We start from the raw sequence: 17,236 nt of genomic DNA, 5'->3' as shown, positions 1-17,236 counted from the left end.
AAAAAATAATTATATTATGGGGGAAAAGTTAATGAAAAAATGGTTATTTACTTCTGAATCTGTAACAGAAGGGCATCCGGACAAGGTCTGCGATGCGATATCAGATGCAATATTGGATGCTATACTTGAGAAAGATCCAAATGCCAGAGTTGCTTGTGAAACAGCGGTAACCACAGGATTGGTTTTAGTTGCAGGTGAGATTACCACAAATTGCTATGTAGATATACCTAAAATAGTCCGTAAAACAATTGAAGAAATCGGATATGTAAGAGCTAAATACGGTTTTGATGCTGACACTTGTGCAGTACTTACATCTATAAAGGAACAATCACCTGATATTGCTTTAGGTGTTGATAAAGCATTGGAACAAAAAGCATCCGGTGAAGATGAGTTGGATATGATTGGCGCAGGAGATCAAGGAATGATGTTTGGATATGCTTGCAATGAGACTAAGGAATTGATGCCGTTACCAATTTCATTGGCACATAAATTGGCAAGGAGGCTGTCTGAAGTTAGAAAAGATGGTACTCTTGATTATTTAAGACCTGATGGGAAGACTCAAGTTACAATAGAATATCATGATGATAAGCCTGTAAGAATTGAAAATATAGTAGTGTCTACGCAGCATAGCCCAGATGTAAGTTTGGAAACCATAAGAGAGGATATTATAGAGAATGTAATTCTGAAGATAGTGCCAAAGGATATGATAGATGCAGATACTAAGTACTATGTAAATCCTACAGGTAGATTTGTTGTCGGAGGACCAATGGGTGATTCCGGACTTACAGGCAGAAAAATAATTGTCGATACCTATGGTGGCTATGCAAGGCATGGCGGAGGAGCATTTTCAGGCAAAGATCCTACAAAGGTAGACAGATCAGCTTCCTATGCTGCAAGATATGTAGCTAAAAACATTGTCGCAGCAGGACTAGCTGATAGATGTGAAGTGGGATTGGCATATGCAATAGGGGTTGCACGACCATTGAGTATATATGTAGATACCTTTGGAACAGGAATTATATCGGATAATGAAATTAAAGACTTGCTAGATAAGCACTTTGATTTAAGACCGGCTGCGATTATTAGAGATTTAGATTTAAGAAGACCTATTTATAGAAACTTAGCTGCTTATGGTCACTTTGGAAGAGAAGATTTGGATTTAACTTGGGAAAAAACAGATAAAGCTGAAGCGTTAAAAGCGGAAGCAATGAGCAATTGATTAGTTGATAGGTGACAATCGTTAATTATTCTAAAACAATAGTTAAGAATCTAATTTATCGAAATTAAATTATAAGCTAAAAGCAAAGATGTTTATTTATATAAATATTTTTGCTTTTTCTTTTTGCCTATAGTAAAAAGTTTGTAGTTTTCTATGGAAGGAAGATGTTCTATGTTATAATTAAAGATATACTGGAGGTATTGGGATGATAATAGAAGGAATCGTTGAGGAAATTATTTTTAGAAACGAAACCAATGGTTATACAGTTGGAAGATTGAATACATCTGATGGGGAAGTTACCATAGTAGGATATGCCGCCTTTTTAAAAACAGAAGAAATGGTTCAAGTAGACGGGGATTGGATATATCACAATAAATTTGGGGAACAATTTAATTTTACTAATATAAAAACATTGGTACCATCAACTTTAAAGGGAATAGAAAACTATTTATCTGCAGGGTTAATACCAAATATAGGACCTAAAACAGCTAAAAAAATAGTAGAAAAATTCGGATTAGAATCCCTTGATGTTATTCAATATACGCCGGAGAAGCTCAAGGAAATACCCGGTATAGGTGATAAAAAGCTTAGAAAGATTGTTGAAGCATATGACGAGCAAAGGGAATTACGGGACATTATGGTCTATTTGCAGCAATTTGAAATTACAGTTAATTATGGTACCAAGATATATAAAAAATATGGGAAAGATACAATTAAGATTATAAGCGAAAATCCTTATAGATTATCGGAAGATATCTTTGGAATTGGGTTCAAGACAGCGGACAAAATAGCCAATAAGATGGGGATTGAAAATTCGTCTCCATACAGGCTTGAAGCAGGATTAAAATTTGTAATTATGCAGTGTGCGCAAGAAGGCCACTCATATGTTCCAAAGGAAGAGTTTTTCAATAAATCTAAGCATCTCTTAGGAATTGATGAGGCATATTTAGAGGAAGCATTAAGGAATCTAGCTTTAAAGAATACAATCTATATAATAAATGATGAAGAGGAAATAAAAGTATACTATGCTCCTTTCCATATAGCAGAAAACAATGTAGCAAAGAAAATCGTTGAACTTTCAAGAGTGGATTTTGATGAATTGGAAGTTGATATTGACAAGGCAATACATAGAATAGAAGAAAAGGATGAAATAATATTTGGACAAAAACAAAAGTTAGCTATTCAGGAGTCAATAGAAAATGGCATGATGATCATTACAGGCGGTCCGGGTACCGGAAAAACTACTATCATAAACGCCATAATAGATATTTGTGAAAACTTGGGAATGAAAGTATTGTTGACCGCACCGACCGGAAGAGCTGCCAAAAGGATGAGTGAAACTACAGGAAGAGAATCCAAGACAATTCATAGATTGTTAGAGTATTCATTTATGGAATCCGAGGAAATGGCGTTTAATAAAAATGAAGAGAGCCCACTTGAGGCTGATGTAATTATTGTTGACGAGGCATCCATGATTGACATACTATTGATGAATAGCATGTTAAAGGCTGTAAATCCGGGAACAAGACTTATTTTAGTAGGCGATGTTGATCAGCTGCCTTCTGTAGGTGCAGGTAACGTTTTAAAAGATATAATCAATTCAGGGATAATTAAGGTTGTTATGCTTGATGAGATTTTCAGGCAGGCAGAAGAAAGTATGATTATTGTCAATGCCCATAGAATCAATAAAGGGGATAAGCCTTTGCTGAATGGAAAGGACAAGGACTTTTATTTTATATCTTTAAAGTCACCTCAAGAAATAGTAAGTACAATTATTGATTTGATTAAAGAAAGACTTCCGAATTTTTATGGGGTTGATCCGATCAAGGATATACAAGTTCTTTCTCCAATGAAAAAAGGAGAAGTAGGCATTTTTTCGCTTAATAGGTGTATACAAGATGCTCTGAATCCGAAGGCAGAAGGAATAGAAGAAAAAAAGATTGGTGATGAAATTTTCAGAGTTAAAGACAAGGTTATGCAAATCAAGAATAACTATAGTTTGGAATGGAAAATCATCTGTGACGGTGATGCTATTGAAACCGGAGAGGGAGTATTTAATGGGGATTTTGGATATATAACGGATATTGATAATGAAGAAGGTACAGTCAAGGTGCTGTTCGATGATAATAAATGTGCAGAGTATGATTCTAAGCAAATAGACGAATTAAAACTTGCATATGCTACCACAGTTCATAAGGCACAGGGAAGTGAATTTCCTGTGGTTGTTATGCCTATCTATTCAGGACCGCCTATGCTTTTAACAAGAAATCTGCTTTATACAGCCGTTACAAGGGCAAAGCAATTGGTTGTTTTAGTTGGGGAAGTAAGGTACATGGATATGATGATAAAAAATAATATTATTACAAGACGATATTCTTCACTGGATAAGAAGATAAGGAATTTTTTAAATGTATTTTATAGCTAATGAGAGGGGTCAAAGATGAGCTTAATATTCCCTAATGAAAATTTATGTTATATTTGTAAAGAAAAATCCAATTATATTAATGACTTCTTGTGCAGTGAGTGTGAATCAAGAATTGAATATGTGCATAAAGAAGTGGATATAGATTCTCTGTTTATAGACAGGTGTATCTATTCTGCTTTTTATAATAGGTTTATGAAAGAGTTGGTACATAGGTTTAAATTCAATAATAAGAGCTATTTATATAAACCATTAGCTGAAATTATGATTAAAACTATTGAATTTAAAGAGCTTATAAAGGATATAGATATTATATTATATGTTCCGATTCATAGAAGAAAAGAAGCTATAAGAGGTTACAATCAAAGTCAATTGTTAGCTATTTATATTTCGAAAAAGCTTAATTTACCCTTATCGAATAATAATTTAACTAAATATAAATGGACAAAGGAACAAAATCAATTGAAAAGACGGGAAAGGCAAATGAATTTAAGGGATTCATTTAAAGTAAGAAATCAAGAGGAGTTAATCAACAAAAACATACTTTTAATAGACGATATTTTAACCACCGGTGCTACTTTTGATGAGTGTGGTAGGGTACTTAAAGATAGCGGAGCAAAAGGGATAGTTGGACTTGCCCTTACATCCGGAAAAATATAATATTTTTAGTCTATATACTTACTTACTGCGCTTTTTAAGGGATTTATTTTATAATTATTTAGTTTAAAATATTCCAGCGTTGCATTTATCTCTCCTCCGATGACTATAATTATACTGCTTATATAAAGCCATATGAGCAATATAATGACTCCTCCTATACTTCCATAGGTTACGGTATAATTCCCAAAGTTATTTACATAATATGAAAAAATCACCGAGGTTAAAAACCAACCCAGTGTAGCGAATACTCCTCCCGGCAATGTAGTTATAAATTTTATTTGCTTTCTAGCTTTAACACATGGGCTGTATTTATATAGTAGTGCAAATATGAATATCATAAAAGCTAAAGAGATTATTATTCTGCTATTATCCCAAACTTTTAAAAACAAATCTGTTTGACCTATTGTTGCAAATATTTTTTTCCCAATCAATTCGCCTATAACCAATGTAAAAAAGACCAATACAATCATAAATAACAATCCAATAGTAAATAAAATAGATAAAAGTTTTATTTTAAAATAAGATCTTGTTTCTTCATAGTCATAGGCATTATTTATTGCCTTAATCACAGGTTTCACTCCCGAAGAAGCTGCCCATATACCTGCTATCGCGGAAACTGACAATAAACTTTGACTACTGCCTGCCACTATATCATTTACAAAATCATTGATAATAATTTGTACATCCAAAGGAAGATAATAAATTGCATTTGTTAGCACATCCTGTCTTACTAGGGGAGTGTAGCTTATGATATTTAAAAGCAATATCAAAAATGGAAACATTGAAAGCACCAAAAAAAATGTAAGCTGAGCACCTACTGCAAAAACTCCATCTTCTTCCATTCGATATATCAATTGATCTAAAAATATAAACGGCTTATGTTTCATAAGATTATTTAGAAAAGCTTTCAACTCCATTCCCTCCATCATCTATAATATACCCAAATTATTCGGAATAAAAAATGAGTAAAATTTTGTAAGATTATAACGAATTAGGTGTATAATAGACTAATAGCATAATATTGGAACATTGAATTTTTTTTTACTGTATTGTATATTTAAATTAATGAAATTCCAAGTAATCGGAAAGGAGGAAGATTGTGACAAGAAAGGACATAATATTTAATGCATTAAAAACGCTGTCGGAAGATGTTACTATAGAAGATTTAAGAGAAGAATTAAAAATTGGATTTGATGCAGAAACTATCTCTAATTTTACAAACATTGGAAGGAGCAATGCCAGTAGAGAACTCAATCAATTGGTAAGAGAGCGAAGAGTGCTAAAAATAGAAGGAAGACCTGTTAGATTTATTGAAAAAGAAAAAGTAGATAAACTATTATCCATTGATTATGAAGGAGATTGTACATTTGGCAGCTTTGAAGATTTTGTAGCAATATTTACTCCGCAATCTCCTGATTCAATGAGTAATGATCAAGATCCATTTGAGAAAATCATAGGATACAAAGGAAGTTTAGAATTAGTAATAAAACAAGCTAAAGCAGCAATGCTATATCCGCCTAAGGGGCTGCACACTCTTATTACCGGAGCAACCGGTGTAGGTAAGACGACTTTTGCCGATATTATGCATAAATACGCTGGACATGTGGGAACTATTGATAAAGAAGGTAAGTTTGTAATCTTTAATTGTTCAGAGTATGCTGAAAATCCTCAATTAATTTTGTCGCAACTATTTGGGCATAAAAAAGGTTCCTTTACTGGTGCAGAAGAGGATAAGGCAGGTCTTATTGAAAAGGCTGATGGAGGGATATTATTATTAGATGAAATACATAGATTGCCTCCTGAAGGGCAGGAGATGCTGTTCCTATTAATGGATAAAAACATATTCAGAAGACTTGGAGAAACTGATGGCTATAGAAAGGCTAATGTTCTAATAATTGGGGCAACTACCGAGGACATAAATTCCATATTATTAGGTACATTTTTAAGGAGAATACCTATGGTAATAAATCTCTCATCACTGGATAAAAGACCATTGTCTGAGAGATTGGAATTTATAGAAACGTTTTTCTTAGAGGAAGTAAATAATGTAAATGTTCCCATTAAGGTATACAGAGATGTCTTAAGAGCATTTTTATTATATGATTGTAAAGGCAATATAGGTCAACTTAAAGGAGATATTCAGCTATTATGTGCAAGAGGGTTTCTTGATTATAAAACATATAATAAAAGGGAAATCGAAATTGATACCCCATTTTTACCGGAACATATTTATAATGGACTATTAAGCTATAATAAGAAAAGAGAAGAACTCTTGAATTTGTTGGGACATGAAAAGGATTATTATATCTTTAGACAATCAAATAAAGCAAAACTTATAACTATAGACGACTACAATCTATCTGATAATTTATATGATGAAATTACCGAAAAATATAATCATTATAATGAAAGAGGATTTTCTGAAGTTAAAATTAACGAAATAATAAGTAGAGATATTGAAGGTTATTTAAAAAAACTCTTAAAAAGATGTAATACAAAAAAAGACGTTCCCGACAAAGAAGAGTTATTTAAGATTGTGAGCCCGAGAGTCTATAATGCAGTTGAGGTCGCTTTGATTGTTGCTGAACAAAAATTGGGAAGAAAATTTAAGTATAGAACTGTAGTGGGCTTAGCCATGCATATATCTGCATTGATGGAAAGGATAGTAGATGGTAAAACCATTTATAATGAAGAGATAAATAAAATTGCAATCAATAATCCAAATGAATTCGGAGCAGCAAAGGTCATTAGGGAAATATTGCAACAAGAATTAGAAATTGAAATACCGAAAGAAGAAGTAGGATTTTTAACTATGTTCCTGAGTACAGTTGATTTGGAGGAAGAATTTAAGAAAATAGGGGTAATAGTTTTAGCACATGGGGAGTCGACTGCTTCCAGTGTCGGTAAAGTTGTAAACAGCCTACTTGGTACTGATCATTGTAATGCTATAGACATGCCTTTGGATGTCAAGGTAGAAGATATATTGGAAATAACCATAAAAAAAGTAAAGGAAATAGATGAAGGTAAAGGGGTATTTTTATTGGTTGATATGGGTTCTCTTACCGCATTTCCTGAGATAATATACAAAAAAACTGGGATAATAACCAGTTCAGTTGAAACAATCTCTACACCTGTAGTCATTGAAGCTGTAAGGAAAAGTCTTTTGCCTGAAATGACATTATCATCACTTACAGATGAAATAAAGTCTGTGAATCCATACATTGGTAGAATGGTGAGTGGAGATTTAAAGAATAAAGTTGATATTCTCGATCCAAAGATTGTATTGACCACATGCGTGACTGGACAGGGAGCAGCAATAAAGATTGCACATTTGTTAGAAAACGCTTTATCATTTATTCAGGAGTATAATATAAAAATTAAACCTGTGGATATAATAAATAAATTCAATATCAATTCAGTTTTAAGTGCTGAAGAGATAAAGAATGTAGTAGCAGTAGTTGGAACTATAGACCTATGCATCCCTGATGTTATCTTTATTCCTATTGATGAATTGATAATAGGTGATGGGATAAAAGTATTAGAAAAAGCTATTATTGGAATTGAGAGTTCTTCTATAGTAAAAGAAAGAGCTTCTGATGAGAATATGTTTGTTAATGTGTTGGAGAAAATGCTTACATTTCTTAACCCTACAAAGGCATATAATTTAATAAATAAATCATTTGTAACATTAATAAATCTATTAGGAATAAAAGATACAAAACAATTAAAAGTAAGGTATATCTTCCACTGCTGTTGTATGGTGGAAAGGCTTCTTCAAAATGATATTTTGCCATATCAAAATATAGAAAATCATATTCAAAACAAATTAGATATGTATAAAAAGGTAAAACTCTCGCTTGTCAATGTAGAGGAGGTTTTTGGGATAGTCATACCTGACACAGAAGTAGGATATATTATAGACTTATTTGACACACTATAGGTGCATCAAAAATATCTGAATTTATTTAAAAAAATTGTTATCAATATATCGATAGAAAGTAGCATATCGCTTCTTTCTATTTTTTTATTTTATTTGGCACAGTTTTTTGGCATGAGAGTTGCATAATTAGTGTATAGGAAATCAAAATTTACATTATAAATAGATTGGAGGACATAAATATTGATAGGTATCTTAGTAGTGACTCATGGAAATTTTGGAACAGAACTTTTAAAAAGTGCGGAACTTATCATAGGTAAACAGGAGAATGTTAAGACACTCGGACTTAATCATGGAGACAATGTAGAAGAATTATGTGATAGAGTATGCGAGTCTATTAAAGAGTTGGACAGTGGTGATGGAGTATTGGTATTTACAGATTTATTTGGTGGAAGTCCGTCAAATGTTGTAGCGAGGAATATGGAACATTTAAACTTTTATAGTCTTACAGGAGTGAATTTGCCTATGCTTATTGAAGCTTTAGATTCAAGAGACAATATCGAATTAGAGGAATTAGTTGATACAGTTTGTACATCAGGTATTGAAGGAATAAAGAATATCAGGAGTGAATTATTTGCAAATAGTAATGCTTAGGAGGTATTACCAGTGCTAAATATAAGCATGGTTAGAGTGGATGAAAGGTTGATTCATGGTCAAATAATCATAAAATGGATCGAGGCAACAAAGGCTGACAGAATAATTGTAATAGATAATGATGCTGCTTTTGATCCAGTATTAGGGAAAATCTTGCGCATGTCTACACCCAATGGTATAAAGCTAGAAATATATAATCTAGAAGATGGAATTAAGGTATTACTTACTCAAGAAAATGATGATGTAATAATACTAGCAAAACATCTCTGGATTGTAAAAAAAATATATGAAGGAGGGGTGAGTATAAAGGAAGTTAATGTAGGTAGGATACCTTCCGATGAGGGCAGAAAAAAGATTTGTTCTAATGTTTTCTTATCTGATGAAGATATGGATATTATTAAGTATTTTAATAAAGAAGGAGTTAATGTATTTGTACAAATTGTACCGGATAGTATTCCAATTGATTTGTATGGATTAATTAGTTTGTAAGAAATACTGGGGTTCAAAAAAGATGATGATTTAAATAATTAAGAAGGGTTGTGATCCTATTAGAGATAAAGAACAGATACCATATATTATTCTGTTAACTCATGGGAAATGGGGAGAAGAATTAATAAAAGGAACTGAAATGATAATAGGTCCTATAAAGAATATATTTTCATTTTCTTTATTTCCTGATCAGCCTACCAATAGTTTTGTACTGGAAGTTGAAGAGGTACTAAAAGACCTACCGAAGGGAACTATTATTATTACAGATTTGTTTGGGGGTACACCATCAAATTTAGCTTTAAGTTTGAAATATAAATATAATTGCCATGTTATATCAGGATTGGATATATCTATGTTGATAGCAGCAAATGAACTTAGGCTGAAATTTAGGGGAAAAGAATTAATAGATAAAATTATAAAAAAATCATTGGATAACTGCAGAGATATAGGTCAATTGCTGGACAAATAACAAATAAAATAAACGGGGTGATACATAATGGCTTCAATTAAATTAATTAGAGTTGATAGCAGGCTAATACATGGTCAGGTTATAACAAAGTGGTTAAAAATATCCGGTGCTAATAGAATTATAATTATTGATGATAACCTAGCGCAAGATTCTTTTATGGCTGATATATATATGATGGCAGCACCAAGAGGAACGTCGGTTGAAATATTAGATACACAAAAGGCTGTAGATGAATGGAAGAAGGATGAACTTGGAAAAGGAAATATATTGATTCTATTTAAAGATGTTGCAAATTGCTATAAGGCTTTTAAAAACGGTTTTCCTATAAAGGAATTACAAATAGGTGGTTTAGCTAGCGGACCTGGCAGAGTTACAGTATTTAGAGCAGTTTCCTTTGATAAACAAGATGTAGAGCAACTAACAGAAATGGGAAATGAAGGTACTAAAATAATACTTCATATAATTCCAGAGGAACCAAAGATGGAATTTGCAAAAGCAGTTCAAAAATTTAAAGGTTAATAAGGAGGGATATATATGTCATTTGGTATAGCGTTATTTACAGGGTTGTGGTATTGGTTAGGACAAAGTAAGATAGGATATACATTTCATGCTGTTATTTGTCAGCCAATAGTGATGGCTTTTCCAATTGGATTAATAATGGGTGATGTACCTACTGCTATGAAAATTGGTGCTAGTATAGAAATGATATATTTGGGAATGGTAGCAGCTGGAGCCAACATTCCAGCGGATGAGTGTTTGGCAGGCGTAATAGCTATACCTATTGCGTTAAAAGCTGGAATGGATCCAGAAACTGCGGTGGTTTTGGCGGTTCCCTTTGGCATATTAGGGGTTTTTGTTGATCAGCTTAGAAGGACTATCAATGCTGTCTTTGCTCATAAGGCAGATGAATATGCTTTAGAGGGAGATGTAAAGGGAATAGAAAGATGTGCTATTTTATATCCTATGTTACTAGGATTCTTGTTAAGGTTTCCACCAGTATTTTTAGCTAATTTATATGGACCAGAATTAGTTCAATCAATTATGGCAGCTATCCCTGAATGGATACTGCATGGACTAAGTGTTGCAGGAGGACTTCTACCTGCACTAGGTTTCGCAATTACTATATTTGTAATAGGAAAGAAAAACTTAATGCCATTTTTTATAATAGGATTTTTCCTAGTTCAATATTTCGAAATAAACATTATGGCTGCTGCAATATTTGGTACTTGTATTGCATTACTCATAGTTCTAATGAGAAATGAAGAAAGGGGAGAGAATATATGACAGATACTTTAAATAATGTAGATAATTCAGGGAAAAATAAATCGTTACTTTCAAAAAAGGATATCAATAAATCCTACTTACGTTGGTATTTAGCCTGCGAAGTATCAAGCTCATTTGAACGAATGCAATCTTTGGCATTCTGTTATAGTATGATTCCAATTCTTAAGAAATTATATAAAAAGAAAGAAGAATTGAGTAAAGCTTTGTCTCGACATCTTAATTTTTTTAATACTCAGGGCACTTGGGGTACTATTGTTCATGGTATCACTATAGCTATGGAGGAACAAAAAGCTAAGGGTGAGGATATTCCAGACACAGCTATTACGGGGATTAAGACCGGTTTAATGGGTCCTTTTGCTGGAATTGGTGACACGCTTGACTGGGGTACTTTAAAACCTATAGTTTTTGCTCTTGCAGTTTCATTTGGGATGACAGGTAGTGTAGCTGGGGCATTTATACCATTTGTATTTATGGTAATAACTATGGCGGTAGGGTATTGGCTATGGAATCTAGGATATTCTTTAGGAAGAGATTCTGTTAAATCTATTTTAGAAGCCGGTTGGATTCAAGAATTGATAACAGGGGCAAGTATATTAGGACTATTTATGATGGGGGCTTTGTCAGCTAATTTTGTTAAGCTTGACATTCCAGTAGTATTAAATATGGCAGAAGGCAATGAATTAGTAATTCAAGAAATTTTAGATAGTATTGCGCCTGGAATATTACCTTTAGTTGTAGTCTTTGCAATACATTGGTATTTAAAAAATAAAGGACAGAATTTTGGAAAGATAGTGCTGTTCCTACTTGCTATAAGTTTACTAGGATCATTTGTCGGATTGTTCTAAAAATGAATAGTAGCAATAATATTATTGCTACTATTCAGGTATTTAATATAACAAAACAATCATGAAAAGAGGGTTACTATGTTAATATCTATGGCAGAAATTTTGAAAGATGCAAGAAAAGGAAAATATGGAGTAGCGGCACCAAATGTATTAAATTTAGAAACAGTTCAAGCAGTTTTTGAGGCTGCAAGAGAACTTAAGGCACCAGTAATTATTGATCATGCAGGTATGGAAAACATTGAAATTATAAGTAAGATTACAAAATTCTATGAAAAAAAATATCCTGAGGTAGTTGTGACCTTAAATCTAGATCATGGTGGAGAGTATGAAGAAATAATACAAGCTATAAGATCAGGCTTTACATCCGTTATGATAGATAGATCCACTTTACCTTATGATGAAAATGTAGCTGAAGTGAAAGAAATAGTAAAAATTGCCCATGCTGTGGGGGTATCTGTTGAAGCTGAATTAGGACATGTTGGAGTAGGATATGAATACGAAGAAACAAGGGATGCTGGCCTTACAAAACCTGATGAAGCAGTAAGATATGTAAAAGAAACGGGAATAGATTGCCTTGCTGTAGCAATAGGAACATCTCATGGTACTTACAAAGGTACTCCACATCTAGACTTTGAACTTCTTAAGGAGCTTAGTGAAATAATAGATATTCCACTTGTATTACATGGAGGTTCAGGAACTGGGGATGAAAATTTAAAAAAGGCTGTAGAGTTAGGAATTCAAAAGATAAACCTATTTACAGACTTAAGCAATGCTGGCGTAATAGACTTAGTAGAGTATGTTACTAAGGATATTTCTAAAGAAAAACATATAAAAGAATTAGGCGAATTTGGAATTAAATCCATAAGTCTTCCTGAAGCTTTTAAAGAAGGAGTCAAAGGCTATAAAAGGGCACTTATGCATTATATGCAATTATTTAACTCGGCAGGAAAAGCTTAAGATTATTACTGTTATAGAATTGTGATTTGAGAGGTGAAACAAGTGCAAAATTTCAGATTTGAGAATGAAACTAAAATAATATTTGGTAAAGATACAGAATTAGAAGTAGCAACAGAAGTTTCTAAATATGGCCAAAAAATATTACTACATTATGGTGGTGGAAGCATAAAAAAAACTGGGCTTTATGATAAGGTGATAAAATCTTTAAATGATAATGATATATCATATGTTGAGTTATCAGGTGTAAAACCAAATCCACGACTTAGTCTAGTTAAGGAAGGCATAGATATATGCAGAAAAGAAGATATAGATTTCATATTGGCTGTAGGTGGAGGAAGTGTTATAGATTCCGCTAAAGCAATAGCTGCAGGAGTAAAGTATTTGGGAGATGTATGGGATTTCTTTGATGGAAAAGCTGAAGTAGGTGAAGCTATTCCAATAGGTACTATATTGACAATTCCAGCTACAGGTAGTGAAACTGGAGATACTACAATTTTGACCAATGAAGAAGGTTGGTATAAAAGGTCAATGAGCCATAAGAATATAAGACCTAAATTTGCAATTCTTAACCCTGAGCTTACCTATTCTCTGCCTAATTATCAAACAGCAGCAGGTGGGGTGGATATAATGTCCCATGTATTTGAAAGATATTTTACAAATACTTTAGATGTGGATATAACTGATAGACTATGTGAAGGAACATTAAAATGTATGATAAAGAATTTGCCTATAGCTTTAGAAGAAACGAATAATTATGCAGCACGTTCAGAAATAATGTGGGCTGGAACTATTGCGCATAATGGATTATTAGGGACAGGGAGAGTTGAAGACTGGGGTTCTCATATGATAGCTCATGAAATAAGTGCTATGTATGATATAACCCATGGCGCAACTTTATCAATTATATTTCCTGCTTGGATGAATTATGTGTACCAAGATAATATTGATAGGTTTGTCCAATATGCAATAAGAGTTTGGGGAGTGGAGATGAATTTCCAAGATCCTGAAAAAACAGTGCTTGAAGGTATTGAAAGAACAAAAGAATTTTTCAAGAAGGCTGGTATGCCTACTAGTTTATCGGAAGTTGATATATCTAGAGATAGTATTGAAGAGATGGCTGAAAAATGTGTACTATCAGGACCAGTAGGTAATTTTAGAAAGTTGTTTAAGGATGATGTTGTTAAAATTCTAGAAATGGCATTTTAGATTTAATAAGTAAGTAGGGAAAGATTATACAAGGAGTGATTAAAGTGACAGTTGATAAAATGAGATTTGCAGTTTTAACTAAAGCTAAGGTTGCGGAAGTACATGAAAGACCGCTGCCTGAAATGGATGAAAATCAAATTTTAATAAAACAAGAAGCATGTAATATATGTACAACCGATTATGGACAGTGGCTAGGACTGAGGGAACATCAACCTTATCCTATGGCAGGTGGACATGAAGGAGCGGGGGTTATTGTAAAAAAAGGATCAAAAGTACGTGATGATTTGAATATTGGAGATAGAGTTGCGGTAACTTATGGCTATTGTGGAGAATGTGGCCCTTGTAAATCTGGTGCTACAAGTGAATGCACACAATATGAAAGTGGACCTACTGAAGATGGATATTATGGAAATTTTGGATTTGCTGATTATTGTGTAAGAGATTCCAGAGTACTGATAAAAATGGATAAAGGTTTATCCGCCAGTGAAGCAAGTTTCCTAGAACCTTTAGCAACTGTAGCAAAAGGACTTAGAAAATTAAGAATAAAACCACTAGAAACAGTAGTAGTAATAGGGGCAGGAACTATGGGGGTTGTAAATGCACAAGCAGCTCGAGCTTATGGATGCCGTGTTATAATAACTGAAGTAATGGAAGAAAAAATAAAGGCTGCTAAATCAATGGGGTTTGAAGTAATAAATGCTAATGAATGTGATCCTGTTGAAAAAGTAAAGGCACTTACAAATGGAGAAGGTGCAGATGCAGTGGTTGTAGCTGTTGGAATAACAAGGGCAAATGAACAGGCATTGGACATGGTAAAAAGAGTAGAAGGGCGTATATTGCTATTTGCCGCAGGATATCCAGCACCAAAACTGGAAATTGATTCCAACTATATACACTATAAAAAGTTAGAGTTAATTGGAACTTATGGCGCAGATATGCAGGATTTTGTTATCTCTGCGAAGCTGCTTAATGAAAGAAGGGTGGATGTATCTAAATTGATTCAAGCTACCTATCCACTTGATAAGATTCAGGAAGCATATGGAGAAGCAAGCAAACCTGGAAGTTATAGGGTTAGTGTGCTTTTATAATATGATAATCAAATATGAAATCTATATCTGGAATAAAAAAATGGGCATTAGCCCATTTTTATTTCAAGTATTTATCAAACCAATTAGTTATCTCTTCTAATCTTTTTACTCTATGTTTAGGCTTTCCTGATCTGGAAAGTTCATGGTTTTCACCTCTAAACATGCAAAGTCTTGAATCCACCCCATGATATTTTAAAGATGTAAACATCTGTAAACCTTCCGGTAGCCAACAACGATAATCTTCTTCTGAATGGATAAATAATGTTGGTGTAGTTACCCTATCTGCATATTTTAAGGGAGAGTGGAACCAAAGTTTATCTATATCATTCCAAGGAGTGGCACCATTTTGATCATCTGCAAAGAAATACCCTATATCTGTAGTTCCAAAGAAAGAAACCCAATTGGAAATACTCCTTTGAGATGCGGCAGCCTTAAATCTCTCAGTATGACCTATTATCCAATTGGTCATAAATCCTCCATACGATCCGCCTGTTACTCCTATATTGTCCTTGTCTATTTCAGGATAATTGATAAGTACCATATCGACGAAATTCATTATATCGTCATAATCAATAGTGCCATATTTTCCTCTTATATCGGCAAATTCATTTCCTCTACCATCGCTGCCTCTAGGGTTTAGGAAGAATACAAAATAGCCTTCATTTGCCCAGTATTGCATTTCATGGAAAAACACCTCTCCATATACGGTCTTTGGACCACCATGGATATCAAGAATACCGGGATACAATTTGCCTTCTTTAAAATCTACCGGCTTTAAAACCCAGCCATCTATTTCTATATTATTATCATTTACAAATGTCAATTTTTCAGGAACGGATAACTTTTTCTCTTCATTTACCCAAGCATTAAAATAGGTGAGTTGTGTTTCATCATCTTGTAGAGCGTAGATTTCCTGTAGATTCAATCCTCTTAATCCAATGAAATATATTTTTCCGTCCTTAATATCAAATCCGTTTATAGAACCATTAGGGGATGTCAATTTTTCTATATTTCCTTTTATGTCTAATCTGTTAATAAATGAGGAATATCCTTCTGTAGTAATGAAATATAAATAATCTCCATAAACTCGCATACCCTTTGATCCACCATACTTACAGTCGGAGCCGACTGAATCCCCCAGACTATAATCAAAATCATTTGCTATCATATATGATTTTTCAGTTTTTAAATCCATTACATAGAATTTTGAATTTTCATTTAATCCAAAATTCTTATTATTAGTTCCGGTAAAGAGAATCTTGTCCCCTACATAGTGAGCTGAACTATAAGAAAAGTCATCATAAGGAGATATTTTTTCAAATACATTTTCTTTAATTTTATAGATATTTAATTCATTTTTTGTACTCTGTTTATCAATAAAAGAATTAGTGATAATTAATGCCAAAGATTTGTCGCTATTAAGTGAAATAAATTCCACATCTGTAAAGTCATCAGTTATAGGGAGGATGGTTTTTTCTTTAACTCTATAAATAAATAATTTATTTCTTTTTTTATTGGTAAAACCTACTCCATTAGACCAAAATGGTATTTCATCCAATATTTCATAATCCTTAGATTCCTTTATTTCTTCTAGTTTTTTTTCTTTTCCGGCATCAGATAGATTATCAAAGTCCGATAATTTTGGGTCATAAACAGCTGTTAAAAGATAGGTATTATCGTCTAAAATTTCAATCCCCGTTACATTTAAGGGGATTTCCATTAAAAGGTTTGCTTCTCCGCCATTTAAATTAATTTCATAAAAATTTGTAAAGGGTTCTCCCTTTTCCTCTCTTGTTTCATCTTTTTTGTTCCTATTTGATGGAAAGATTATGGTGCTATCATCTTTCCATATGAAGGATTTTTCCTTATCCATGCTGGTTAATTTAAAATACTTGCCATTTTCATCTAAAATATAAATATTTGAAAGATATTTATTATCCTCTAAATCCATATGATGCAATACAAAACCACATTTTTTGCCATTTGGAGAAAATTGAATACCTGATAAAAATTTATATTTTGTGAAATCGTCTAATTGTAACTTTTCCATAATAATAGCCCCCTAG

At 33.0% G+C, this 17,236-nt stretch carries 15 protein-coding genes; 13 read left to right on the top strand and 2 right to left on the bottom strand.

What is annotated here, in order from left to right; all coding sequences use genetic code 11:
* Positions 1 to 31 precede the first annotated feature (31 nt).
* From metK to H8707_RS13280, 3 genes are all read left to right on the top strand, one after another.
* On the top strand, positions 32 to 1,219 hold the full coding sequence (gene metK, locus H8707_RS13290; RefSeq protein WP_262430630.1) for a methionine adenosyltransferase: 1,188 nt from the start codon (positions 32 to 34) through the stop codon (positions 1,217 to 1,219).
* A 205-nt stretch (positions 1,220 to 1,424) separates the two neighbouring features.
* The gene (recD2, locus tag H8707_RS13285) at positions 1,425 to 3,644 is read left to right on the top strand and encodes an SF1B family DNA helicase RecD2 (protein WP_262430629.1); all 2,220 of its coding nucleotides are present in this window, start codon (positions 1,425 to 1,427) and stop codon (positions 3,642 to 3,644) included.
* 15 nt (positions 3,645 to 3,659) lie between these two features.
* The gene (locus H8707_RS13280; protein ID WP_262430628.1) at positions 3,660 to 4,301 is read left to right on the top strand and encodes a ComF family protein; all 642 of its coding nucleotides are present in this window, start codon (positions 3,660 to 3,662) and stop codon (positions 4,299 to 4,301) included.
* A gap of 5 nt (positions 4,302 to 4,306) precedes the next feature.
* On the opposite strand, the gene H8707_RS13275 is transcribed toward H8707_RS13280, so the two are convergent.
* Positions 4,307 to 5,212 carry a YihY/virulence factor BrkB family protein gene (locus H8707_RS13275; protein WP_262430627.1) on the bottom strand — a complete coding sequence of 302 codons (906 nt, stop codon included), beginning with the start codon at positions 5,210 to 5,212 and terminating at the stop codon, positions 4,307 to 4,309.
* A gap of 188 nt (positions 5,213 to 5,400) precedes the next feature.
* Between H8707_RS13275 and H8707_RS13270 the strand changes: the two genes are divergently transcribed.
* From H8707_RS13270 to H8707_RS13225, 10 genes are all read left to right on the top strand, one after another.
* Entirely contained in the window at positions 5,401 to 8,241 is a 2,841-nt protein-coding gene (locus H8707_RS13270) for a sigma 54-interacting transcriptional regulator (RefSeq protein ID WP_262430626.1), read from the top strand.
* 180 nt (positions 8,242 to 8,421) lie between these two features.
* Complete coding sequence (locus H8707_RS13265) at positions 8,422 to 8,832, top strand: PTS sugar transporter subunit IIA (RefSeq protein ID WP_262430625.1); 411 nt, start codon at positions 8,422 to 8,424, stop codon at positions 8,830 to 8,832.
* A gap of 12 nt (positions 8,833 to 8,844) precedes the next feature.
* Positions 8,845 to 9,321, top strand: a complete 477-nt coding sequence (locus H8707_RS13260) for a PTS sugar transporter subunit IIB (RefSeq protein ID WP_262430624.1) — start codon at positions 8,845 to 8,847, stop codon at positions 9,319 to 9,321.
* Between the two features lie 34 nt (positions 9,322 to 9,355).
* Positions 9,356 to 9,790: a PTS sugar transporter subunit IIA gene (locus H8707_RS13255; protein ID WP_316699690.1), complete on the top strand. Its 435-nt coding sequence runs from the start codon at positions 9,356 to 9,358 to the stop codon at positions 9,788 to 9,790.
* 27 nt (positions 9,791 to 9,817) lie between these two features.
* On the top strand, positions 9,818 to 10,309 hold the full coding sequence (locus H8707_RS13250; protein ID WP_262430623.1) for a PTS system mannose/fructose/N-acetylgalactosamine-transporter subunit IIB: 492 nt from the start codon (positions 9,818 to 9,820) through the stop codon (positions 10,307 to 10,309).
* Positions 10,310 to 10,324: 15 nt separating this feature from the next.
* Positions 10,325 to 11,074, top strand: a complete 750-nt coding sequence (locus H8707_RS13245) for a PTS mannose/fructose/sorbose/N-acetylgalactosamine transporter subunit IIC (protein ID WP_262430622.1) — start codon at positions 10,325 to 10,327, stop codon at positions 11,072 to 11,074.
* The gene (locus H8707_RS13240; RefSeq protein ID WP_262430621.1) at positions 11,071 to 11,919 is read left to right on the top strand and encodes a PTS system mannose/fructose/sorbose family transporter subunit IID; all 849 of its coding nucleotides are present in this window, start codon (positions 11,071 to 11,073) and stop codon (positions 11,917 to 11,919) included. Before H8707_RS13245 ends, H8707_RS13240 begins: the two co-directional genes overlap by 4 nt.
* Before the next feature lie 78 nt (positions 11,920 to 11,997).
* Positions 11,998 to 12,876 (top strand): class II fructose-bisphosphate aldolase, encoded by an 879-nt coding sequence (locus tag H8707_RS13235; protein ID WP_262430620.1) that lies wholly within the window; start codon positions 11,998 to 12,000, stop codon positions 12,874 to 12,876.
* A gap of 42 nt (positions 12,877 to 12,918) precedes the next feature.
* Positions 12,919 to 14,082: an iron-containing alcohol dehydrogenase gene (locus tag H8707_RS13230; protein WP_262430619.1), complete on the top strand. Its 1,164-nt coding sequence runs from the start codon at positions 12,919 to 12,921 to the stop codon at positions 14,080 to 14,082.
* 44 nt (positions 14,083 to 14,126) lie between these two features.
* The gene (locus H8707_RS13225) at positions 14,127 to 15,170 is read left to right on the top strand and encodes a zinc-dependent alcohol dehydrogenase (RefSeq protein ID WP_262430618.1); all 1,044 of its coding nucleotides are present in this window, start codon (positions 14,127 to 14,129) and stop codon (positions 15,168 to 15,170) included.
* Positions 15,171 to 15,228: 58 nt separating this feature from the next.
* Here H8707_RS13225 and H8707_RS13220 read toward each other — a convergent pair whose 3' ends face one another.
* Entirely contained in the window at positions 15,229 to 17,220 is a 1,992-nt protein-coding gene (locus tag H8707_RS13220) for an alpha/beta hydrolase family protein (protein ID WP_262430617.1), read from the bottom strand.
* Between the last annotated feature and the right edge of the window lie 16 nt (positions 17,221 to 17,236).

The organism is Paratissierella segnis (genome assembly GCF_014385195.1).
In the GTDB taxonomy this organism is placed as follows: Bacteria; Bacillota; Clostridia; order Tissierellales; family Tissierellaceae; genus Paratissierella; species Paratissierella segnis.
This window is presented reverse-complemented; position numbering and strand designations above follow the sequence as displayed.

Coding starts and splice junctions, on each gene's coding strand:
- metK (WP_262430630.1), top strand. CDS start 32: ATGAAAAAATGGTTATTTACTTCTGAATCTGTAACAGAAGGGCATCCG.
- recD2 (WP_262430629.1), top strand. CDS start 1,425: ATGATAATAGAAGGAATCGTTGAGGAAATTATTTTTAGAAACGAAACC.
- H8707_RS13280 (WP_262430628.1), top strand. CDS start 3,660: ATGAGCTTAATATTCCCTAATGAAAATTTATGTTATATTTGTAAAGAA.
- H8707_RS13250 (WP_262430623.1), top strand. CDS start 9,818: ATGGCTTCAATTAAATTAATTAGAGTTGATAGCAGGCTAATACATGGT.
- H8707_RS13245 (WP_262430622.1), top strand. CDS start 10,325: ATGTCATTTGGTATAGCGTTATTTACAGGGTTGTGGTATTGGTTAGGA.
- H8707_RS13240 (WP_262430621.1), top strand. CDS start 11,071: ATGACAGATACTTTAAATAATGTAGATAATTCAGGGAAAAATAAATCG.
- H8707_RS13235 (WP_262430620.1), top strand. CDS start 11,998: ATGTTAATATCTATGGCAGAAATTTTGAAAGATGCAAGAAAAGGAAAA.
- H8707_RS13220 (WP_262430617.1), bottom strand. CDS start 17,220: ATGGAAAAGTTACAATTAGACGATTTCACAAAATATAAATTTTTATCA.